This is a genomic window from Calothrix sp. NIES-2100 (assembly GCF_963875285.1).
GTDB lineage: Bacteria > Cyanobacteriota > Cyanobacteriia > Cyanobacteriales > Nostocaceae > Aulosira.
Genome location: NZ_CAWNLA010000001.1, coordinates 9,864,018 through 9,886,994 on the forward strand (window position 1 = coordinate 9,864,018; position 22,977 = coordinate 9,886,994).

19 protein-coding genes and 1 pseudogene are annotated in these 22,977 nt (G+C 39.8%); 6 read left to right on the plus strand and 14 right to left on the minus strand.

The window, feature by feature from the left end; translation table 11 throughout:
* Positions 1-128 precede the first annotated feature (128 nt).
* The 3 genes from AACU32_RS40170 to AACU32_RS40180 all read right to left on the minus strand — a co-directional run bounded on the left by AACU32_RS40170 (position 129) and on the right by AACU32_RS40180 (position 5,605).
* A complete protein-coding gene (locus tag AACU32_RS40170; RefSeq protein WP_096607762.1) occupies positions 129-1,079 on the minus strand; it encodes a c-type heme family protein in 951 nt (316 codons plus the stop codon).
* A 68-nt stretch (positions 1,080-1,147) separates the two neighbouring features.
* Complete coding sequence (locus tag AACU32_RS40175) at positions 1,148-3,394, minus strand: COG1470 family protein (RefSeq protein ID WP_096607763.1); 2,247 nt, start codon at positions 3,392-3,394, stop codon at positions 1,148-1,150.
* Between the two features lie 12 nt (positions 3,395-3,406).
* On the minus strand, positions 3,407-5,605 hold the full coding sequence (locus tag AACU32_RS40180) for a hypothetical protein (RefSeq protein ID WP_096607764.1): 2,199 nt from the start codon (positions 5,603-5,605) through the stop codon (positions 3,407-3,409).
* 271 nt (positions 5,606-5,876) lie between these two features.
* Here AACU32_RS40180 and AACU32_RS40185 point away from each other — a divergent pair, with 271 nt between their 5' ends.
* On the plus strand, positions 5,877-6,500 hold the full coding sequence (locus AACU32_RS40185) for a Pvc16 family protein (protein ID WP_096607765.1): 624 nt from the start codon (positions 5,877-5,879) through the stop codon (positions 6,498-6,500).
* Positions 6,501-6,608: 108 nt separating this feature from the next.
* Here AACU32_RS40185 and AACU32_RS40190 read toward each other — a convergent pair whose 3' ends face one another.
* Positions 6,609-8,591 carry an ATP-binding protein gene (locus tag AACU32_RS40190; RefSeq protein ID WP_096607766.1) on the minus strand — a complete coding sequence of 661 codons (1,983 nt, stop codon included), beginning with the start codon at positions 8,589-8,591 and terminating at the stop codon, positions 6,609-6,611.
* A 53-nt stretch (positions 8,592-8,644) separates the two neighbouring features.
* The gene (locus AACU32_RS40195) at positions 8,645-9,622 is read right to left on the minus strand and encodes an FHA domain-containing protein (protein ID WP_096607767.1); all 978 of its coding nucleotides are present in this window, start codon (positions 9,620-9,622) and stop codon (positions 8,645-8,647) included.
* A 252-nt stretch (positions 9,623-9,874) separates the two neighbouring features.
* Between AACU32_RS40195 and AACU32_RS40200 the strand changes: the two genes are divergently transcribed.
* Both AACU32_RS40200 and AACU32_RS40205 read left to right on the plus strand, forming a co-directional pair.
* Positions 9,875-10,060: a hypothetical protein gene (locus tag AACU32_RS40200; RefSeq protein ID WP_096607768.1), complete on the plus strand. Its 186-nt coding sequence runs from the start codon at positions 9,875-9,877 to the stop codon at positions 10,058-10,060.
* A 290-nt stretch (positions 10,061-10,350) separates the two neighbouring features.
* Complete coding sequence (locus tag AACU32_RS40205; RefSeq protein WP_339378654.1) at positions 10,351-12,036, plus strand: hypothetical protein; 1,686 nt, start codon at positions 10,351-10,353, stop codon at positions 12,034-12,036.
* 20 nt (positions 12,037-12,056) lie between these two features.
* On the opposite strand, the gene AACU32_RS40210 is transcribed toward AACU32_RS40205, so the two are convergent.
* From AACU32_RS40210 to AACU32_RS40240, 7 genes and pseudogenes are all read right to left on the minus strand, one after another.
* On the minus strand, positions 12,057-12,767 hold the full coding sequence (locus AACU32_RS40210; RefSeq protein WP_096607770.1) for a lysylphosphatidylglycerol synthase transmembrane domain-containing protein: 711 nt from the start codon (positions 12,765-12,767) through the stop codon (positions 12,057-12,059).
* A 19-nt stretch (positions 12,768-12,786) separates the two neighbouring features.
* A pseudogene (locus AACU32_RS40215) lies at positions 12,787-12,969 on the minus strand (phosphatidylglycerol lysyltransferase domain-containing protein); the annotation flags it as partial.
* A 13-nt stretch (positions 12,970-12,982) separates the two neighbouring features.
* Positions 12,983-13,105, minus strand: coding sequence for a hypothetical protein (locus AACU32_RS40220; protein WP_339378655.1), 123 nt, complete (start codon positions 13,103-13,105; stop codon positions 12,983-12,985).
* Between the two features lie 809 nt (positions 13,106-13,914).
* Entirely contained in the window at positions 13,915-14,187 is a 273-nt protein-coding gene (locus AACU32_RS40225; protein ID WP_096607772.1) for a hypothetical protein, read from the minus strand.
* 473 nt (positions 14,188-14,660) lie between these two features.
* Positions 14,661-14,819 carry a hypothetical protein gene (locus AACU32_RS40230; protein ID WP_339378743.1) on the minus strand — a complete coding sequence of 53 codons (159 nt, stop codon included), beginning with the start codon at positions 14,817-14,819 and terminating at the stop codon, positions 14,661-14,663.
* 456 nt (positions 14,820-15,275) lie between these two features.
* Complete coding sequence (locus AACU32_RS40235) at positions 15,276-16,061, minus strand: hypothetical protein (RefSeq protein WP_339378656.1); 786 nt, start codon at positions 16,059-16,061, stop codon at positions 15,276-15,278.
* Between the two features lie 83 nt (positions 16,062-16,144).
* Positions 16,145-16,285 carry a hypothetical protein gene (locus AACU32_RS40240; protein ID WP_339378657.1) on the minus strand — a complete coding sequence of 47 codons (141 nt, stop codon included), beginning with the start codon at positions 16,283-16,285 and terminating at the stop codon, positions 16,145-16,147.
* 192 nt (positions 16,286-16,477) lie between these two features.
* Between AACU32_RS40240 and AACU32_RS40245 the strand changes: the two genes are divergently transcribed.
* The 3 genes from AACU32_RS40245 (at position 16,478) to AACU32_RS40255 (ending at position 17,971) form a co-directional block, all read left to right on the plus strand.
* The gene (locus AACU32_RS40245) at positions 16,478-16,723 is read left to right on the plus strand and encodes a helix-turn-helix transcriptional regulator (protein WP_210403062.1); all 246 of its coding nucleotides are present in this window, start codon (positions 16,478-16,480) and stop codon (positions 16,721-16,723) included.
* Positions 16,724-17,158: 435 nt separating this feature from the next.
* Positions 17,159-17,284 (plus strand): hypothetical protein, encoded by a 126-nt coding sequence (locus tag AACU32_RS40250; RefSeq protein WP_339378658.1) that lies wholly within the window; start codon positions 17,159-17,161, stop codon positions 17,282-17,284.
* Positions 17,285-17,374: 90 nt separating this feature from the next.
* On the plus strand, positions 17,375-17,971 hold the full coding sequence (locus AACU32_RS40255) for a hypothetical protein (RefSeq protein ID WP_096607774.1): 597 nt from the start codon (positions 17,375-17,377) through the stop codon (positions 17,969-17,971).
* A 121-nt stretch (positions 17,972-18,092) separates the two neighbouring features.
* On the opposite strand, the gene AACU32_RS40260 is transcribed toward AACU32_RS40255, so the two are convergent.
* Together AACU32_RS40260 and AACU32_RS40265 are read right to left on the minus strand one after the other, a co-directional pair.
* Positions 18,093-21,665: an AAA-like domain-containing protein gene (locus AACU32_RS40260; protein ID WP_096607775.1), complete on the minus strand. Its 3,573-nt coding sequence runs from the start codon at positions 21,663-21,665 to the stop codon at positions 18,093-18,095.
* Positions 21,662-22,948 (minus strand): AAA-like domain-containing protein, encoded by a 1,287-nt coding sequence (locus tag AACU32_RS40265; protein WP_096607776.1) that lies wholly within the window; start codon positions 22,946-22,948, stop codon positions 21,662-21,664. Before AACU32_RS40265 ends, AACU32_RS40260 begins: the two co-directional genes overlap by 4 nt.
* Between the last annotated feature and the right edge of the window lie 29 nt (positions 22,949-22,977).

The window sequence follows — 22,977 nt, forward strand, 5'->3', positions numbered from 1 at the left end:
CAAATAACTAGGAGCGTATATCTGTGCGCCCCTAGCAAATAATTGATGTGTCGCAAATATTATTGTAATTGCTATACTTTATGATAAGTTTCGACATCAAAACTTGTTAATTAAGCCTAAAGTACAAATTACGGCTTAGTATTATTTTTTTGATCGATAATTCTCATTGCTATTTCTAAGCTGGATTTCATTCTATTAAATGATGCTGCAAGTGTACCAATTTCATCATTAGACTTTTGTTCAAAATCAGAATTCAGTTTGCCCGTACTAACTGCTTGAGCCAGCTTGGATATTTTCGTAATTGGTTTAATCACCGCTTTCTTCAGTAAAAGATTAATAACGATGATTACTAAAGCAAATATAGCAGCTTGTACTCCCATTGCTAGCCACCAGTAATGATTAGCAGTCCGAAGAATTCTCTCAGCAGGCACATAAATCATTTGAGCAAAAATAGTCTTATTAAGTTCCCAGCCAAAACCATTTTTGTCTCCATAAATAGCTAATTGACTCTTAGGAGCTTTATCTGGAGTTGAGTGGCATTGTAGGCAACTGGAATCGTCTAAATTTAGCCGTCTAGCAATGTAAAAGGCCCTACCTTTAGGAAGAGAGCGAAAGCCTGAAGACATTGAATTGTCTGGATCTTTACTAAATTGATTAATTAGCTGTGTTTCAAAACTATCAGCTAAGTCCTGCTTATTAGTTGGATTAATGGCAGCTTCTTTGTAAATAAAGTCTTCATATTGGGGATTTATGCGAATATTTTCAAATACTGCCCTGGCAGAAAAAGATGCTACTGTTTCTGGGATAAAGACTGGACTGGTATCTAATTTAGATTCCAACAGAGGAATAATATTGTTTGTAGTGTAGTTTCTAACAGAATTCATTGATTGCAAGAAGTTATCTGCTTGAGTAATTACAGATGCCTGTGCTCTCTGGTTGAGTATATTGGATAAAACAGCACCACTAATAACAATACTTCCCAGAAAAACTAGCATTAAAAGAAAAGTGAACTTATTAGCTAGCTTCAGGTTATCTAAAAGTAATTTGAATTGATTAACTAATTTATGATTGTTTAGCATATTATTCACTTAATTCAATAAAAAGTGGTTGGTCAATAATTATCAGAACGTTAAGTTAACTTAAATTACTAACGTTTGTTATTCACATTGGGTGTTAATGGTACTAGTGGAGCAGGGGCACCATTTGTATTGACATTCGGTGTTAACGGCACTGGCAGACCATTAGAACCAGAACCAGGAGTAGAATTATTAACTTTGATAGAAAATCCTCTGGAATCTTTATTACCAAACTTATCAGTTGCTAACAGTTGAATTGAGGAAGGGAAAGCTTGATTAGCTGTCAGCACTTTTGAACCTGAAAGGGGGACATTACCAAAGGGATCGAGTTGAACGCTAGCATCTTGACCTTCTACTTTCCACTGTATAGTTACAGGTTGGTTAGGCTGAAGAACTATATTTGGTTCCTGGCTACCGTTAATTGTGAAAGAGATAATCTTCAGTGGTTTGGGTAAAATATTAATCGTAGACTGGGCTGTTTGAGTGTTAGGTTGCTTACCAGGATTCGAGGAAAAAGCTTTTAATTCAAATGTGTATTGTCCAGGTTCGGGAGTATTTAAAGGAACATTTTGACAAGAGAGAGTTTGATTGCCTGGCTGACATAATTTCTTCAGTTGATTAGGTGTATAGCTTGCTAAAACAGTTTCGGTTCCATTCTCTGCTTTGCTGACAACTTGTAATTGCGATAGTTGCTGATAATTTTGAATTTGCCAGCTTAAATTCATGGCATTGCCTGACATATATTGGCTTTTATCTAGCTGAAAATTGATAATGGTAGGATCTGGTTTTTCCTTGATTGAAACTTTAATATTTCCAGTAGTAGCAGCTTTGTCTTGACCGCGAGCAAAAACTTGTAGGTTAAAAGTATAATCACCTGGTTGTGTAACGCCTGTATCGTAGTTGAAACAAGATAATATTCTGTGTTGTGTTTGGCATTCTTCCTTAAGCTTAGGAGGAATACCTTTGTCAAAATTAAAATTTTGCGGTGCGCTAGGTACTGGCCCAGTATTATCGATTTCTATTTTAGAAATTTGCTCATAGTTACGAATTTGCCAATCAAGACGTACTTCGTCACCTTGAATGTAATTGACGCTATCTGATATAAAATAAATTAATTTTGGCGGTGTTGGAGGTTTGAAGAATAATAACCATACTAAAAAAGCTAACTCTCCTAAACATCCTAAAATCGTTAAAATTATGGGAATAAATTGCCACCAAGGGCGAGCATTCCAAATTAAAGTTCCTTCAGGTAATTTATCTGGTAGAGGTATTTCTTCTTTATCTTGAATAACGACGACAAAGTTGAGTGGAAGTCCGGCTCCAAAAAGTGGTCTTCGCCACCAAGGTTTGGGATTTACTGTGAGATGAACGTTAAAGCTTTTATTAGGTAATAATCTTATTTTAGAAGGCTCACATTTGAATTTAAATAATTGTTCTTCTTCTCGGCTTTTTATACTAATTTTTAATTCTCGCGGTGTGTTACCTTGATTAGTCAATTTGATTTGATATTCACCAGAACTATTGCTGACTTTTCCGCGTAAGGTAATCAGTTCCACATTTAATTTATGTACTGGAGGAATTTGGATATATACCAAATCAAGCAGGACTAAGTTAGGAGAGTTTGCAGAATATAAGCGAATTGTGGGCGAGTAATTACCTGCAAAAGTATCTGTAGGTGGATGAAATTGTACCAAAATACGTTCTTGGGAATTGGGATTTAGTTCTAGTCCACTGGAGCCGGATAGTAAACCAGGGCCTTCCACCCCTGTAGCGGCGTAACGTATTGTGTACCATTGGTCTTCTAAATCTGGACAGGTGAGGCGGAAGCGGTCAACTCTATCTGAACGGTTATCAACCTTCACTTCTATTTGCAAAGGTTCTTTAGGTTTAATGATGGCTGGATTTCTAGGATTTGTGGCAGGTTTTAGGGAAAATGTGGGGTCGTTAACCCGAACCGCAGTATGCTCTTTTAGCATCACTTTCAGTTGGCGCGGGAACTGTATCGGTGTATCTTCGGGAAAATGCTCTGGAGCATCTACGACTAGGGTGTAATCATAAGTTCCCGGTAGAGCATCAATGGGAATTTCAAACTCAAAGGTTAATTCACTATTTTGTTGTGGCCCCAAAGCTAAACGTTCTCTAGGAGAAGAACACCACTGCTGTAAAGTGTCGGAGGCTTCATCAAAAAATACATCAATGACAGCACCTTGAGAACTTTGATTGCTAACAACAACATAGACTGCAACGATTTCTCCAGGCATTCCGAATTGTATACCTGGTGGGTCTATAATCACTGAAAGAGGACTGAGCTTTTGCATATTATTGACCCTTTATGTTGAGCGGTGAAGTTGGACTCGAAAAGCATCATCACCACTGACAACTATGGTTCCTTGGACATCTTTAGTGACATCAATAGTATTGATTTGAGAAAAACCTCTATAAATCTCCTCACCGTTGGGTGCTTTTGTCCGATCTAGTTTTTGATCGCTAGTTAACGGCCAAAGGAGTATTTTGCCATCGTCGCCAGCACTGATGAGTTTGCTACCATCGATGGTGAATGCAATACTTCGTACTGAAAGTTTCGTAGCACGCCAGCGATCGCGTAGTTGACACTGCTGTTGAGTGAGATTAGTTGTAGACTGAGTCTGCGGTGAATTTGTCTGACACTTGTCTAAATCCCATAAGGAAATAAAACCATCAGAGTCGGAAGTTGCTAGTATATGGGAACCTGGAGCAAAATCTACACTCCAGATGTAGTCTCCATCTCCACCATTTAACTCTGGTGTTGAAAGTTGTCTTTGGTTCGCTTCAAGATTGTTCGGGTTCATTAAAATCACACGCTTAAAATTGCCCGCTGTCACCAAAAGATTTTCATCTTCGCTCAAAGCTAAAGCGCGTATTGGATATTTCAGGTCTTTGCCTAAATCAGTAATTTCGGGGTTAGATGCAAAGTTAGTACCTGGCCCTGGTCTTTTCCACAGCCTGAGTTTACCGCTACCATGACCACTAAATAAGTTAAGAGAATTTTCGGTAAAAACCAAAGCAAAAACGCGATCGCTTGTTTGATCGTTGGGATCGTGCAGAATATTTTCGCGATCGCGTGTCCGCACATTCCAAAATTGGATCTCGCCATCTTCTAAACCAGCCGCAATGCGATCGTCATCTTTTGGCATGAATCGTAAGGTTCTCACTGGTTTACCAATAATTGCCAACAAACCCCGAGGATTTGGTTTTTTTCCATTACAACCAACAACATTAGGAGCGATCGCCATTCCTTTGGGGTCTATACGGTTGCCATCAACTGACCAAATACGGATTGTACAGTCGTCTGAGCCACTTACCACCGAGAAAGCATCGCCGCTAAAGCGAACAGAGTTCACGATATCAGTATGTCCAATAGGTTCAGGGATGAGCAGAAGTGCTAACAGTGCTGCCAATAATGCTAATAAAGTCAAAAGTAACCACAATGGAACTATCGGTAAAACTTTTAAATCTAGAGTTTGGGTTGTGGGGTCTGTACTTCCCAAACGCTGGTCTGTAAGCGCAGTTCTAGCTTCCAAGCGCAAAGTTTTTGCCAATCCCACCCAAGGACGTTGCGTCGTCACATTCAGAAGAACTTTTGTTGTATCTCCAATAGTTAAATCGGCATTTTCCGGCACAACTTGATAAGTGCATTTTCGTTTATCTCTGCCTTGAAGTTGCACATTTACTTGTTGGTAAAGATTGCTGGTATTTTTGAAAAATAGTTGAAATGTTGCTGTTTTAGACTGCCAATCAGGTAATAATTTTTGATGACTTGGTAGCGTTTGTTTTTGTGGTGTGGCGCTAAATCCAACATAACCCACTGGCAAGACTTCCAAAATCCCCGCCACGGAAATTGGCGGACTATTGCGGCTAGTTGCTTTCACAATCAAGGAATAATCATCGCTAGGCGCTTGAGTCATCGCTGGCGGCTGACATTGGAAAGAAATTTCCACCTGTCCACCTGCTTCTAAGAGCAATCTTCTTTCTGCGCTACCGATTATCCAAGAAGAATTAAGACCTTCAACACGAAGTACAGTCTCAACTTCAATCGGACTCAAATTCTTCACCCGCACTGGAATATCAACAGAATTGCGAGGATAGACTTGAAATCGCTGCACTGGTAATTCCACATTTAATAATGTGGAAATTTTACCTGGCTGAATAATCAAACGCACTAACAGCTTACGTTCTTCACGTAACTGAGGTGAAAAGATTCTCACTGTCAGGTTTACAGTACCTACAAATGCAGGTAAAGGCGTATCAAAAATTTCAACTTGAAATTCAGTCACACCACCCGGTGGTTTAGCTGCTGCAACTTCTGGTGTAAGACGATACCATTGAGAACCTGAACTTTTACTAGCTCCGGCTGCTAAAACCTCTAATTGAAAAGCAGCAAATTGCTCGCTACCATTAATCACGGTTACGCCAAAAGTCGCTGGTGAGCCACCAGGCTTAAAAGTAACGCTTTGAGTAGAGAGATTAGCATTAACGATCCGGTTTTCCATACACCATCTGCATATAAGCAGCAGTTTGATTGTGAGTTGCTGTTCTCACTTTATGGTGTCATTTTAATTAGTCTAATTTCATATACATTAGTCGGATTTTTTATAGGTTTTATAAAGGTATGATGTTAAATAATCCATTTTTAATGGATGATTAAGGAAAATTAATATATAGATTCCAAAAATTTTTGCAATACATCAATAATTTGTAGGAATACACAAATGTGTGTTCCTAGCGATCGCCATTTTTTACAGATTAAAAATAATAAATAATATGCGTAATACAATTGCTATGGCATCTGTAACTGCTGTGCTGAAAAATGTAGTTGAAAACGGATTAACTAGTGACCCAATCACAGCCAGCATCGGTGACATTCTTGTAACAGCAATACCACCCGACCGCATTACTGTTGGAGTAGATGAACATTCTCAAATTAACCTGTTTCTTTATCAAGTGACGCAAAACCGCAATGCTGACTGGACATCCGGAGAACTGAAACAGCGTATTACCCAATCACAAAAAGAACAACGCTCTAAAAATCCGCCCCTAGCACTTGACTTGCACTACTTACTAACAGTTTATGGCGGCAAAGAATTTCAAACAGAGCTATTGCTTGAATATATTATGCAGTTATTTTATGACCTACCAATATTGACCCAGGATGTTATTTATACTGCTTTACAAAATACTCTCACTGTCAACACTTCTAACATTTTATCTCCAGTGCTTGCCTCTACATCTGTTTCTACTTTAGCTGAACAAATCGGTTCAATAAGAATTAGCCCAGAGTTTTCTAACATGGAAGAAACTTCAAAGCTTTGGTCTATGCTGCAAACGCAGTATCGCCCATCAATTGGCTATCAAGCATCAATGGTGTTAATTAAAAATAATTCGTAATTCGTAATTCGTAATTATAAAAAAATAACGTATAACCAGGTTAAAGATAAAAATCTTTAACCTGGTTATATTTTACCTTTAAATATGATTGTTTTTTCTAATTTTGATTCATAACCAACCCTTGATTTCACTATCAGTAAGTGTCTTTTCTAGTTTTAAATATTCACTTTGGGCAGCATTTAGTAAATGCTTCATCATCACTGACTCCCCAGCATCAGCAGCATTAAATGTGGCATTTAATGCAATATTACGAATATTGCCACCTGCTAAATTTAACTGGGCAAGTTTATCAAATTCCAAATTGTGAGTGGATATTTGTGGAGGGAAAATACACCGCCAGATTTCTACACGTGATTTGAAATCAGGGAAAGGAAAAGAAATAACGAAGCGCAGACGACGCATAAAAGCCTGGTCTAAAGAATGTTTGATATTAGTAGTTAAAATTGCTAACCCTTGATATGCTTCCATTCGTTGCAGCAAATAGCTAACTTCAACGTTAGCATGGCGATCGTGGCTATCTTTAACATCAGAACGTTTGCCAAATAAAGCATCAGCTTCGTCAAAAAGTAAAATGGCTCCACCTGCTTCAGCAGCATCAAAAATCCGCCGCAAATTTTTCTCTGTTTCGCCAATATATTTACTTATAACTGCACTCAAATCGATCCGATAAAGGTCTAACCGTAACTCTTTGGCTATTACTTCAGCTGCCATTGTTTTACCAGTACCAGGAGCACCTGCAAATAATGCACTAACACCTAAACCACGACTTCCTTTACTAGCAAATCCCCATTCCCAATAAACTTTTCCTCGTTGCCTAACTTGAGCGATTAAATCCCGCAAAATCTTTTTTTGTAATTCTGGCAATATGAGATCGTTCCAATTAGCAGTTGCATTTATATGTTGTGCTAAGTCCTCAAGTTGAGGACGCGCCATTGTGCGGCAAATATCCCATAAATCATGAGAAAGTAGAGAGTTGTTACTAGGAATAGGCTGATTTTTAATTTGTAAACAAGCAGATTGAATAGCATGAGTATTGAGATTGAACTGAGATACTAGCGCCTTAAGATGTCCATTGAGTTCAGTAGCAGTATTGCCAAGACAAGTATGCCAAATGTTTTGCTGTTCTTCGGGGGTAAGTTTTACCACGTCAAAATTCATGAGGGGACGGCGTGGTGAGTGCAACCTGTCTTCTGTAGAAATAATTAATGGACTATGGATATTCTCAATTAACTGTAATATTGCTGTATTTAAACTTGGTTCAGCTAAATTTAACTGTTGGCAATCTAGTAGAAGAACATGATTTGTTAAAGCAACTTGTCGTTCCCATCTGCGAATAAAGTTGTTGAGTTCAGTAGGATCTGTGGGCAGATTACGAGCAGGAATGATTTTAAGCGATCGCTTTACAAGTTGACAAGCAGTATTGGCGATCGCGTATTTATCTCTAACTTCCGCGCCACAAAGTTGCACGGCTGGTAATGTGGAGGCTGTTTCTACTGGTGACCAGATAGCTGCTAGTTTTTGGGCAATATTTTGGTGTGAAGGCTGCAAGGGTAGATTGCTATCAATCTTTGGCAATGGCTGCATGAGGTGTATCAGTCTTTCATCTTGATAAGGCTGTCCCAGCAGATAAAGCAAGATACTATTATCTATTTGCAAGCGACATTTAATAAGTTCTTGACTAGCCCCAACTTGCACTAATTGCCAATGTTGCAAAGGAGCAGTTGGTAAAAAGGCACTCCAATGAGAATCTGGGAACAAACGCATAGCTAAACCAAAAGTTGGGTAAGCTAAACGCTCATCTCCCTCAGCTTGGGCACAAAGTTGAGCAAAGTAGGGAAGCAGAGCTTGAGCAAGACACAAAAGTAGAATGTGACACTCAAATAGTGACAGACCAAACTTAGTACAAAGATAGCCGAATGCTGAACAATGGCTGATGGTAGTGGTGACATCTACAAGCTGAGATTGTATATCAGAAGAAGGCTCTACATCTTGTTGGCGATCGCTGTAATCAATTACAGTTTGCTCAATTGCAGACATAGCAGCCTCTAGATAGTAAATGTTAGCTTTGTCTTGAACAAATTCGGGATTCATCTTGGCAGCATATTGAATATTTTATCCGGGTAGAGGCGCACAACTGTGTACTCCTAGGATTTGTCCTTTAGTTGTTTGTTGATAATTGAAGGTTGATGATCTGCAAAATTTGGTTGACTCAGATCAACTTCCGGAGTTTGCACATCATCTAGAGCGATCGCCGCGTCAGGGGTATGGCTTGCTGGTTGAGAAACAGACTGGTTAATTTCTTGATGAGATTTAGCCGCAATCATTTCTTTCCAAGCTGCTTGAACCGCAGATCCCAGACGAATTTTCAGTTCCCACGCTCCTTTTGCAGCTACAGAACTAACACGACTAACGCCTTGAGCAGCCGCAGCTCCTAAACGGCTACCGATAATTACAGTACCTTGAGAGAGCGATCGCCAATACTTATCTGCTTCTTTCTCCAGTTCCTCTGGATCGATGAATTTGTGATTCTCTATTGATTCACGCGCTTTACGTACCGCTTTAATGTATGTATCTCTTGTCCAGTTTCCTGTGGCTTTGATATCTGTAAAAATGCGTTTATTGATTGCTGCGAGTAAAGCCTGAGTTTGGTACTTGGGATCTGCTGGTTCTGTCGTTTCCAGAGTTGGCGTAACTTTAACTAAAGCGCCGGGTTTATTAGTTGTCTCTAATTCTTCATCAGGATGCCAAGATGAAAATGCAGTTGCATCTATATTTCTCACAAATGTTGCATCTTCAACAACATCGCTAGTGTCTTGAATAAAGAGAATAAATTCTCCAGCTTGAATCACATCTCCAACTTTGAGGAGATAAGTTTTATTGGGTTCAACAAGTTCGCCATTAATCCTAGAGCCATTTGTACTGCCAAGATCAGTGTAAAAAATTTCACTATCTTGCAGAAAAAATTTACCATGTACTCGGCTAACATCCCGGCTATCTAAGACTAAACCCGAATCAGGCGATCGCCCTATGAAGCATACGTCTTCATGCGTAAATAATTCATCAAAGTCTAGTTCAATTCCTCGAATTTTTGTTTGTGAATTAAAAACCTTAACTTTCATCATTTTTAACCTAAATTAAAACTTAAATATTCAGAAATAGCAATAAACTTTCATATAGCCCTTGTTCCATATTTTAGATAGGCTAATACTGTTTAGCAATATTTTATATTTTGCACATAATTTGAGGAATTTTAATTACCCATAGGTCTAATTTTTCTAAATAACTTTTGATGAATGATATGATTAGACCTTTGCATAATAGTCTATCAAGCCAGATATCTATAATATAAAACTAGAGAATTTGAGTTTGAATTTATGGCAGCACTATCAAAAATAGTTGAAAATATCCTTAGAAACATTATGTATCAGGTTGAAGCTATAATCAGCAGCCTAATGTATGGGGTAATGAACAACGCCGAACAAAAAATGAGAGATAAAATTAATCAACGACTTCAATCACATCAGCAAGTTGAACAGGAAGAGAAAGAAAAAGACGCATGAAATATAAATACAAAATTTAAACATACCAATAATCTAGGATATTTATGGTGTACTTACAAGTGCAAAAATCAGTTAAATCCACTGCTATTCAGCAAAGACAATCTCCAATTTATCCACCTGTTAGTGATGATTTAACACAAGCAGTTTTACAAACCTATCCTCGAAAAAAAACTTCTACTCGTCCTAGTAAATTATATAGAGATGCTATTTATAGAAGTATTTTCGGTAACTTGGTAATTACACAACCGCAAACGAACTCTGAACTAGAAGCTGAGCGGATAACTACACCAGTGGTTAGGCAAGAAAATACATCTACCAGCCAAACTTTACAGCGTTTTAATTCTGATATAGGGACAGTTGATAAAACAACGAAAATAGCCATAATTAAAGACATTATTCACAAAACCTTTGGGCAAGATTTCTCAACTGTTGCTAGTTCCGAACAGCAGCAGCGATTAGCAGAGCAAGGCTTGACACCAGAAATGGCAACAAAGGTAGCGCAAGCAATTAATAATTTTGAGCAGAAAAAATCTGAGAGAATAGCTAGGTTAAAACTTGAGAAAACAGCACAGTTTCAAAGATATGGCTATCCTATTCAAGAAGCGAGATTACGAGCCGAAAAATATATATTGGAACAAGAAAACTTTCAAGATTTAGAAAATGAAGCATTTAAAGACTTACCTCCAGCATACAGACCCACGCCTACAGATGTCAAAGCTAAACTTTTACATGATGTCAAAAAGCAATTTTTCTTAGAAGATAAATATGATGCTAAACTAACTTATGCTAATAACTCTGCAACGAAAACATCTACCTCAGAAAAATTAAAAGCATATATTAAAACTGGTGGAAGTACTATAAAAACAGTAGCAGAGGTTGGGGGTGGTATTTCTGAGAAATTTACACCCAACAGCAATGGAACTAAAGTTTTCAAGGGAATATCAAACAGTATTGATGTAGGCACAAATATTACTAACGCTGGATTTGCGATCGCGAATATAGTAGAAGGAGCAAAAAAATGGGTAAATAAAAGTGATGCAGTGATTAAAAAAGAAGGTAAAGAGCAAGTAATTGCAGGAGGTATCGAGTTAAAAGATAATCTACTCGCTGCCACATCAGGTGCGATGTATTTAACTAAAATCTTTGGAAATCAAGATTTAGTTAATAGGCTAGATATGGCAGGTTTTCCAATTTTCAATATCATTGCAAATAGTAATACTTTAATTCACAGTGCTTATGAGATGGGTACAGCTACTAAACAAGCTAGTACACATAAATTGCTATACAAACAAGCCAAACATCACAAATATTATCTCGAAGATGCTGTGGAAATCATTGCTAAAAGAATGACGCATATAGCAATCAGAAAAGCTGTAGATATTGTAGTAAATGTAATCAAAATAGTTGGGAATCTTCTCAATTTAGGAGGTATTACTGCTGTAGCCGGAATGGTAATTAAATATTTGGGAACTGCAATCAATCTAGGCAAGAAACTTGGAGAACAGCTTGTTGATAGTTATCAAGCTGGTACGGCTCAAGAAGCTGCTTTTAACGCAAAAGTTAATGCTATGGGTGCAGAGGAAGAGATATTCCAGAAACACCCAAAATTTGCTGCTGCTGCCATAGTTGTCATGGCAAAACAGTCAGATAAATTAGCGATAAATATCCTAAAAACAATGGGAATTACTGAATCTGAGATTCATAAAAAATCTGCCAAAGAATTGAGAGATGAAATTCTAAATATTTCGCACTTTAAAGAAGATGCAAAAACTATAACACAACAGGGCAAAAATAAATTTACCAATACACAGCATAGCCTCAAACAGAAAACTCAGATTAGTATTAACACTGTCAAATATTCAGCTAAAAAGCTAACAAAAACACTACCAGGTCAATTGATAACTATAGCTAAATCTGTTAAGAAGTTTGCATTAATAGATAGTGATACTGCTGCAATCATTTCTCAATTCAAATGATTATTAATTTTTTTCCAACATTATTTTTTTAAGGATAATGTAGACGTAGGGGGTAACATAACATAAAGAACCGTAGCAGACAGCACCCAGTCTAAAGATGCGATCGCAATTTGAGCCAAACAGAGCCGCAAAGGAAATTGAGGAATTGTCCATCTTTTAATCTGTAGGGATCGATGATGAAAGCTATTCCAGAGTAAATAGGTAGCAATTATACTCAAAAAAAATCCGCCGAGTGGATGCACTGTGTGGAATGGAAGATGCAACAGTGATGGAATTGTGAGCGGCTCAACTATAAATATGACTCCGCTGACAGCAAACAATCCTAACCAAAAACTTAAATGACAGAATGCAATAACTTGAGCAACTTCCCAGCCTGACAGACCCCAAATAGTATAGAATCGATAGCGAATTGCACCATCGCTAAACACAGAAAAGCCAATTATGTTGCTGATGGGAATGCCGATAACAGAAACTAGTATTGTCTTACGATAAGGCAAAGGGTGACGAATAGACTGCACAGCTAGTTGATCGTAGCCAGTTAGGACAATATAGTTTAGGAAAGTTAGCGCGATCGCCCAGACAACTTTATGAGTTGGAATGCTGCTAAGACTCCGCCAAATCTCTCCTGGTGGATACTGCTGTATCTCTCGCTCAATCACCCAAATCGTAACACCTAATAGAACAATTCCGACAAAGGAAGGAAGTATTTGTAAGCAACGTTTCCAAGACATGAATATTAACCCTTGGAGTTCACGAACCAGGTTTAAAATAATCTAGGAGGCGATCGCCTGAATCTGCTCGAATTAAAGCCACGACAACATCGGGTAAAGCAATTAAGTTAGGATAGATGAGATAGCGAGGCTCCCAACGTGGATGAAATTTATCTTTGTAGGTGTATAGTCCTATGAAATTGTAGAACCTTCGCAAATTTTTTCACGCTTTTCCATTAAGGATATTGGATCAGGTGGCTCAAGATGGAGATAATGAGTAAGGCGATCGTTACCCACCAAGCTGTTCGTTTACGTCGCAGCAAGTTAACTACCAAAATCAGCAGCAAAAAACCAGTCATTCTTGACCTGTTTAAAGCTATATTCAATCCAGTTTCTTAAATTATAAGGAAGAGATCATTCCACGTTGTCGCGGCTATTAAGCAAATTGTCGGTGAAACTACCAGACAGAAGTACCTAAACACTGCTTCTCAAAAATGTTAACGCTTGTGGAAAATTTTCCTTAACCGTCTTGTTGCTACAGAATGCATATGGTTAGCTGAGTTCCGATTTACTTCCGGAACTCAACCGGAACTTTAACGCCCAAAACATAGACCTGACAAAGAAATTTAACCACAGATTAATTAAGTCTGGCTAATATCAAGTTTTATGAAAACTGCAAAACCAGATAAAAATAATTCAATAAAACTCCTAGGTAAATAAACACCCCACTGAATTCAAATCAGGTAGGGTTGGGATAAAACAAGCAAAAAATCTGCCAGCCTCCGAGATAAGTACTATTCAACGTCAGACATCAGGTCTTTATATTCTGAAACGGCGTTTCGGTAAGCCTCATTTTCCCCAGGTCTGGCATCCCAAAGGATTCTGATGATGTGGGTCTGGTTGAGATTCATTTCGTTTCGCAAGCGCAAAATCTCCGCCTTTTCTGAGTCTGCTTTTCGGTTGCTTGCTCAGAAGATGAATTTTTCTGAGTATCCATGTTTTTAATTCCTCCTGCTCGAGTAACCCAGAATTGTCGTTCTGGCAAGCTGGGGGAGCGGGGAGTGGGGGTGCTGGGGGAGAAAAGAGTTATTGTTCAATGACTCTCTTGCCTCCCCTGCTTCCCCAGCCTCCCCAGCTTGCCACCATGCAAAGTTGACTTGCCAGACTACTAGCCTGGTGCATCAGTGCAAGCATTTTTGTAGTGATATTTCCACTGCCATTGCCGAGCAGAAATCCGCCCTATGCAAGCACCAGCAGAGTCATAAACATAAACCACTTCCGACTCTAACCAACCTGTAGTTTCTGGGCGAGGATCTCGTTTTGGATTGTCAATGTACTGCCGGATTTTCAGTTTTTGAGTATTGGGCATGACTTGGGTTTGAGCTAACTTTAAAGCTGTTAGCTGGCGTTGCTCGATGCGTGAGCGTTCTACAATCTGCAAATTCTGGTAAGTAAAGACTGGCTAAGTCTAAATACTTTTGCAATTGCCTCATCGTCACCTGTGGTTGCAAATTCTTTGCTACTTGCTCTCGTGTGAGAGGTTGTTCGACTACGCAATTACCTTGAATTAACAAGCTTTTCGCCTCCTTGAGTTCTCCTTGAGTTCTCCTTGAGTTCCGGTCAAGTTCCGGAATTTGACCGGAACTATTGATGCCATCAACATAAAAATACCTGCTCCTGAAAGCTTGTCTAGGGTATTGGGGGTAGGGTGTGGGGTGTAGGGTGTAGGGGGAAATTAAGAAAACCAAATATCGAGTACGAACATAAATATTTTCCTTCTTCACTACACCCGACACCCGACACCCCACACCCAAAAGCCTTATAGGTAATGGGTTTGGCGTTATCTTAGTGCTATTCAACTTTGGGTCTCTACTTCTTTTTAGCTGTACACCTGAAGTGATGGAGCTTTTCGCTTCAAATTACCGTGGCTTGTTGATATAAAAATTGTGTTACGCCCTCTGCATCTTCTTCTGGGTCGATTTGTGCCCATAATGAGCAACCCAATTCCAACGATTCATAGTCACCCAAATTAAATTTTCTGTGATAGGTGACAGCAATAGTCTTAATATCCATCAGTTTTTTAAATTCCTAATAATTAACTGGATATTTGCAGTTTATTTTGCTAATTGAATTAATTTTGAGTGCGAGTCAGTCAATTTTCATCTTATTGAAATTGATTCAGCGCTGTTTGTTGATTTAAACCCAAACTTTTTTAATAAGAAGAATTCAGAAATCAGGAGCCAGAATTGAGAATTGAATTCTGTGCGACTGGCGGATGAATATTGGTTTAAAAGCGAGTGGAATTGTGGGCGAAAAGAATTAAAATATTCTGACTAATTAAAACTCCATCCCTACCCTACGGGAACACTTCGTGAACATGGGTGGAGTATTCTGACTCCTGTATTCTGACTTCTGACTCCTATTTATGATTAACTCTTTTGAATGAATCTAATAAGACTTCTCACGTCCGGATTACTATGCTGATATTGAGATGGTGGGCGCATTGTGCCCACCATATTCTCTCTTAAACTACGCGACTAACACCATACTGTCTGGAAGTGGCTTGTACTCCATAAGCCGCTTCCATTCCTCGCTCGTCAGTTGATCAAACGGTTTATCCAACAATTCCTCGCAAGACCTAGTTTCGAGACTAGGCAATACTTCGACCATCGACAACGACCACATAGCATCGAATGCAGAATCACAGGGCATTTGCTGCTGATGCTCTGATGATGCTCTTTCCACCCACCAGCGACCATCAGTGCATCCCGCCGAGCCTAGCTTTTTGTCGTTGTTGTAGATACCGTCATCGAGGAGTTCAAAGCCAAACTTTTCGCATTCCAAGGCAATTTGTGCCATGACTTCGTTACCCGTAGTATTGGCTGGAACTTTTTGCTTTTGCACAGGCAGTGTGCCTTGTTTGTAGTGCCAAGCGACATGGTTGTGGCATTTCGCCCAACTGTTTGCACGGTGTACTTCGGTTGAGTTCACCATGACTACCCAACGTTGGGTTAGGAATTCGTTATGGTCGTATGTAATGCTAGCTATCAGTTTCTCGCCAACGTAAATTTCATAGTCATAGCAGGTGATTTCGACAACTGTGAATTCTTCGGGTGCTAAAACTTCTCCCTGTTGTGTGATGTGCTGCTCTAGTTCTGCTTGAGCGCTTAGTTGCTCATCAACGACGAAAGAAGCGAAAATTGCTTGCTGTGTATGCGTTGTATGGGTCATAATAGATATTCCTTTGAGAAAAGGGTAAAAGGCGATCGCTGAGTTTTCCAGACATGAGCGATCGCCTTTGTTTTTGATGTACAAAAGAGCGCTGTGCAAATGACAAAATGCTCTCACAACAGAATCAGCGAAGCTGTACAAATCTTTGAATTCTGGACGTATATTCGCTAAATAACCAATTTTTCAGACTTAGTTAGGTCATCGGAATCATCTCCGGCGGCTTGAGCATTACAAGTTTGGCTTCCGGCTGCTAATCCCGGTGGCATTGGGTTTTGGATGAATTGAATGAGTTCAACTTGATGATTCAATTGGCAAACCTTTTGAGCGTTCGGGTGCTGGCGGCTTGCAATTCCGTTGCCCTTATATTTATTACTATACTCTAGTTAACTAGACTTGTCATCTACAAAAGACTAGTTAACTAGACTATCTCACTATTGACTTGACTAGTTAACTAGATTAGACTAGGCAGCAAGACCAGTAATCTAGAGGAGGTGATTAAGTTGAAGTTGCTTATTTTTATGGATTTAAAGGAGTTGCGCGAGAAAGCTGGTTTATCAGCTGAACGGGTAGCAGTGGAGTTAGGTAAGTCTGTTTCCACGATTCGATTTTGGGAGGCAGGAACATATATCCCTAGCCTTAGCCCCAGTGAAACGTTACAGCTGATCCGTCTTTACCAATGCACACTCGAAGAATTATCAGAATCTTTTATTGCAACTCAGCGCAAAAGTGGAAGGAAGCTCGATTAAAACAAAGCAAATAATTTCTGTAACGTTGCTATCGCTTTTATAGGAATTAGATGCATTCGCTAGATAGAGAATGTATTACTTTTTTATAGATTCAGGATGCTGCTAGCTTCTCCAGAAAACCAACTACTGCGCCACCTAAAGAAAGGAAAGCATTATCTACCAGACAGCGAAGAATATTAGCAAAAAATTAAAAGCGATGCCTGCGCCAAAATCTGCGACGATAACCTGACAGGGGACAGTGCGTTAGCCGAAGCTTAACGTTATCGTAGCGTCTCGTTGGCATAGTCTTTCATAGAGAAGAAGAGTTATCACTCGATGGCGTTTTTAATCAGCAATGTACTAGCGTAGCTATATTTAGTTACAAAACTTTAAAAATCTGTGGCGGCATGGTTGCAATGCCGCGATAGTTTCATGCGTCAAAATTTTGGAGATCGTATGGACGCAATTATAAAGTACGAAAGTAACAGCAGCCCATTTGACCAAATTAAACACATGGATGCTGACGGATCTGAGTATTGGTTAGCAACTGAATTGTTAACACTACTGGGTTATCAGACTTAGAAAAGAATTAAAGACACAGTTGAAAGAGCAAAAATCAGTGCCAGGAATTCCGGGTTAAATGAATCCTACCATCTGGTCGATGTCGTCCAAATGGCGCAAATTGGGGCTTCTCAAGCATTTCGAGAAGTGCTCAAGGATTACAAGCTATCACGACACGCCTGCTATTTGGTGGCGATGAACGGCGATCCGCGCAAGAGTGAGATAGCTGCCGCACAAAATTACTTTGCAGTGAAAACCCGTGAAGCAGAGTTAGCCCCGCAAAATTCAGAACTACTTGCTCAACTATTGGAGAAATTTGAACAGCAGAACCAGGTAATCGAGGAACAAGGGAAGGCGATCGCCCAGCTGCAATCCCAAATCCAAAACCTCCTGCCCCCATCTGCTGACTTCATACCCCCAGGCTGGAATGAGGAAGTATGGCGGAAGCTTCCTCGACAGGACAAACACCATTTTCGCTTTTTGTACCGTCGTCGTCGCTTTCGCCCTTCTGGTCAAGGCAAAGATGAGCAACTGGCATTACCTTCTGTGACTACTGAGCAATTGAAGCAACGACAAAGGGAAGAATTTGAGCAGCTCGTCGGTGAGTCATCAGTCCAGGAGAAACAACAGTTAGAAGCAGCAAAACAACAAGCATTGAAACAACTTTGGTCACAAGCAGAACAAGATGATACAGATGTCTCTTTTTAACGAACGTGCGCCAGTTTTACCAGTCACTTATTATCCAGAGTTCCTTTAAACATAAGATAGGTGCTAGATTTGACGTTATTTTTAGCTTACTACTTGTCCCTTTCCTGATCCCGAACTCAGGTTATTTACGACAAGATGGGAGTTGCTGCAACTCCTGGGGATGGTTGTGGAAATAGTCGCCCAGCCAATTACAACCTTGGGTAAGGAGATCGTCAAGATTCAGATTCCAAGAATAGAGCATTGACTCACTGCTAGAAATCAAGCGGTTGCCATCTGGGGTAAAATTGAGGAATGAATTGAATGCACCACCCATAGGGATGCGAGTAATAGGTGTGCCGTCGGCTTGCCAAATATGGATTGTGCTATCAATAGTCTTAGCAATCAACAATTGCCCATCTGGGCTAAATTGAAAACGACCGATTTGGTTTGTTTCAAGTGTGCGAATGAGCGTACCATCAGAACGCCAAATTTTGATATTTTGATCAATTCCCACCGTCGCCAACTGTTGTCCGTCGTTACGGTGAGCGATATCAATAATCGCTGCGCCATGATTGAGGGTTTGGATGAGATTACCTTCAGCCGACCAAATTACCAGTTTACCAAAGCGATCGCCAACCATAAACTGCCCACTGGGGGAAAATCCCATTGCTGTAATTTCATTTGGTTGTCCTGATAGGGTTTTGAGCAGTTTTCCGTCTCTTCTCCACAAGCGCAGGGTGCGTGTGGGGGTATTACCAGAAGTTACTGTGATGTAAGTTTGATTGTTGGGGCTAAAGTAGAGGGAATCTGCATCTTTGATAGTCTTCAAAAATTTACCTTCACTACTCCAAAGTTGAATTTTATCGGGTTGATTACCAGAAATTGCCAACTCTTTGCCATCAGGACTAAATTCGATTCCTGGTTTATAATGAGCCGCATCCATTTCTTGAATTAGATCCCCATTCGCTAACCTGAATTGTATTTTTTGTTGACGAATTGATAACAAAACTAGGCGAGAAGCATCGGTATTAAATTTAATCACACTTTCCGGGAGATTAGTTTGTATTGTTCTGAGTTCACTGCCATCTGCCCGATATAATGTCATTTCTCCATTGAATTTTGTGGCAGCAATTGTCTGTCCATCAGGACTAAGAGTGGCATCCATAATTCTATTTTGGGCATCAGATTTTGCCCCAGCAATTTTTAGTTTCTCACCCGGTATTTGTATGCGGTTGATGCGTTGCTGATTTCCCACAACCACACGGGGCGTTTGTATTGGTGGTGTCAATGGAGTGGAGATTTTTTGAGGATGGATTTTCCAGAGTTTCAGCATCCCATCTGGGTGACTCGTGGCGATGACAGAACCATCAAAGCTAGAACTAAAACCAGAAACCAGCAGTTGATGAGTTTTGATTTCTGCTTGTAAAGTTCCGTCTGGATGCCATAATTTGAGGGTGTTGAGATTGGCAGAAATGTAAGCACCATCTTTTTGGCGGAAACTGTGCCAAAGGTTATTGCCTAAATTATGGGTGATGTTAGGATAAGTTTTGATCAACGCACCAGTTTTAATGTCTCGAACTTCCGGTTTTCCTTGGGCATTGATAAATACAATTGCATCGCCTTCTAAACTAATGGTAAGGTCAATACCTTGTTGAGGTGGAGCAATCTGCCTAGTGTAAAGTAATTTCCATTGCAAATTTAAGACTGCAACTTTGCCAAAGGCGTTGACTACCACAATATTGTTGTCATTTGTGAACCGGACATCGCTAAGAGTTTCTTGATCGAGTTTTAGCTTATTGACAAGAGTACCTGTTTTGAGATGCCAAACCTGGATTTCATAATCGGAGTCAGCAGATAAAATATACTGACCATCGGGACTAAAACTCAGAGAAGAAATGGAAATTGGGAAGCCCTGGAGAGTTTTAGTTTTGTGAGTTTTAATGGTCTGAATTTTCTTTCCCTGTATTGTCCAAAGAGTTATCGCCCCGTCTTCGCCTCCAGTTGCTAGTTTCTGTCCATCACGGCTAAAGGCGATCGCTACCGCCGGACTATCTAAATGCCAACGATTCTGCTCATTAATCGTGGAAAGAACAGCTTGCAGGGCAAATAAAGGTGTGTGGGTGGGTAAATGTTTAAAAGAATGCTGTTTGGTCAATTGTTTAAGTCTTTGCGCTGATTTCATCGCCCCTAGCAAATCCTTCAGTTGATTGCCATCTGCACGCACTTGCAAAATTCGGCTTCCTTCTCGTTCTAGATTTAAGATATCTGCATTGGTTCTGAGTTGCTGTTCTGATTGCTGGAAGTAAAAAAACGTGCCGATGGTGCTAATTACAGCCGCAGAAAGCGCGATCGCTCCAATTTGCAATCGTTTTTTGGTTTGATGTTGCACGGTTTTTAATCGCCCAATTGCTTGAGTTTCTTGTTGTATTGCTGTTTGGGTTTTGGATTGGGCGATCGCTAGTTCTTGGGCTTGGCTAGCGGATAAAAATTGATAATCACTATGACTCAAACTCAATCCTTTTGCCCAAACCAACGCCCACTGCAAGGCTTCATTTTGCAGCAAATATTGAGGATCTTGAGAAATTTCCCAAGCGGCGAGTTCTGCACCATAGGGACGGATAGCACGTAAAGCTTGTTCTGTCCAGGTATAATCAAACACGGTGGCATAGATGCGGTTATAGATACTCAATTTGCCTTGACGTTTGACAACCAAACCAGAAAGACACAACTGCATTAACTCCCAGCTATCTTCAGCCGAAAGTTCCCCTTGATTGAGCAATTGCTGATAGAGTCCTAATGACCAACAAGCCAAAGATTTATTGTGAAGAATGCGATCGCGAATTGTTTGAAAATGCTGCTGTCGGTCATTTGCTAACCAATGTTCGATCATTTGCGATCGCACAATTGCTTCTACTGCTGAAGTTTCCCATCCCGGTGCAATAAAAGTATTGGATGTATTAATTAGTTCACATAACCATTGAGTTAAAAATGGTTGTCCACCAGTCCAAGCCAAAATTTCTGCCATCACCTTGGTAGGATTTGCTACCACTTCGTTTAAGCCTTGTTCCAGTGGTTTAGCTTCAGACAATTGAAAACCTGTAAGTTCGATAGCGCGACTATCTACATTTAGTGGTGTAAATTTATTATCGGCGATTAAATCAGTGGGTGTAGCCACACCAAATAGGGCAAATGTTAACCTTTGAAATTCGGGTTTATCAGCACGTTTGTTGTAGCAGGCTCTCACAAAAGCAAAAAAATCATCCTTAAATTCTAGATTGAGAATACTGTCAATTTCATCTACAAAAACGATAATTTGCTGAGAGATATTTGCTAGTAAAACTTCTTCCACAAATTTACTCAGGCGCAAAAATGGATGTAGCAAAGTATTTTGAGACCACCAATATTCTAAATCAATTTCAATGTTAAGTTCACTAGCAAAATGGCTGACAAATCCCCCATAGAATTCATCTGCACTCACTTGATAAACGCAGAGTTCACGCATTTCAAAAGCAACACAAACAAATCCTTCTGACTGTAAGCGCGACATTGTACGCACTCGTAAACTCGATTTACCCATCTGTCTAGAGTTGAGAACATAGCAAAATATTCCGGCTTTTAGTCCTGTATATAAATCACTATCGGCTTGACGATGAACGTAAATTTCAGTACCTTCTCGTAAACTACCACCGACTTGATAATGGTTGTAATTGTTCATGTTTGAATTCCCAAACGTTCACGAAAATATTGACGGTAAAGTTCGTAGCGTATAGATACTTGGTGTTGCTGTAGCTGGATTAATCCCAAGTCATAGAGTTTCACCACATCATCGAGATGGAAGTGTGGTTGAATGGAAATAGCAGCATCAGCTGAGGCGATCGCTTTCAATGGTGCAAGTAAATGAGAATGCGTTTGTAGCTTATGCCATTGCCTTTCTAGATGGCTGCGGTAGATACTATTCGGAGTTGCTGCGGTATTGAGCAATTGCTCAAGGGAAGTTGGGTTTTGAGCCAGAAATTGTAAAGTCAAGGTGACAAGGTAAGGATGTCCGCCAACAATTGCAGTTAATTTTTTTATCTCTTGCTGACTCCAGTGCAATTGATACTGATTTAGTAAAGTGAGGATTTCTGTGGCATTTAGTTCTGTCAACTGAATTTCTGTACCTGCGTTAAATGGCGATTGGTTGATGTCAATTTGGGTGTAAACTTCAGTGTGTAGAACTATCAAACGTAACTGAGTCCAAAGCAATTTGGTTTTAGCATCTTCATGCCAAGTTCTCAGCATTCCCAGAAATTCACCAGCAATTAATTGATGAGTAAATAGGCGATCTACTTCATCTAAGGCAATGACTAAAGGGATATCATCAGTTAAGAGATATTTTTGCAAATAAGTTCTACATTTGATTTTGCTATTGCCTAAACTTTTGCGCCAATGAGTTTCGATATCAACCGTTAAATTCAGCGCATAAGTAACACTAGCAACAAACCACTGTAAGAAACTATCTAAACTGCCAAAATCATCAGCAACCGCATCGCGGAGATTGATAGCGATCGCCCGATATCCTTGTTGTTGAGCATACTTGAGAACTTGCGCCATAAGTGTGGTTTTACCAAACTGAATTGGTGCTTTAATACGGAGTAATGCCCCTGGTTTATCAATCTCTGCACAGCAAAATTCCCATTTAGATGGTTGCTTCATTCCCTGGTAAGATTGGGGCTGATAGGTTTGCCATCGTCGCTGAAGGGCTTGGCGAAAATTGGTTTTTTTCACCTCTTCTTGGAGTGCTTCTGAAAGCAATTGCCACAACCGCCCGCCGACTTCACTAACATACTTCACGGTAAGATAAGACTCAGCCGCGATCGCTTCATAGGTTTTACCTTCCCATGCACCCTGCAAAACTTGGATTTCAACATCACTCAGATGCTTTTGCGTAGTTTGTAGCATCAACTGATCGACGAGTTGTTGAGCAGCATTCCATTGAAATCCAGCGTCTAAGCTCATAACCCTACATTAGAAAGCGATGTTTATCT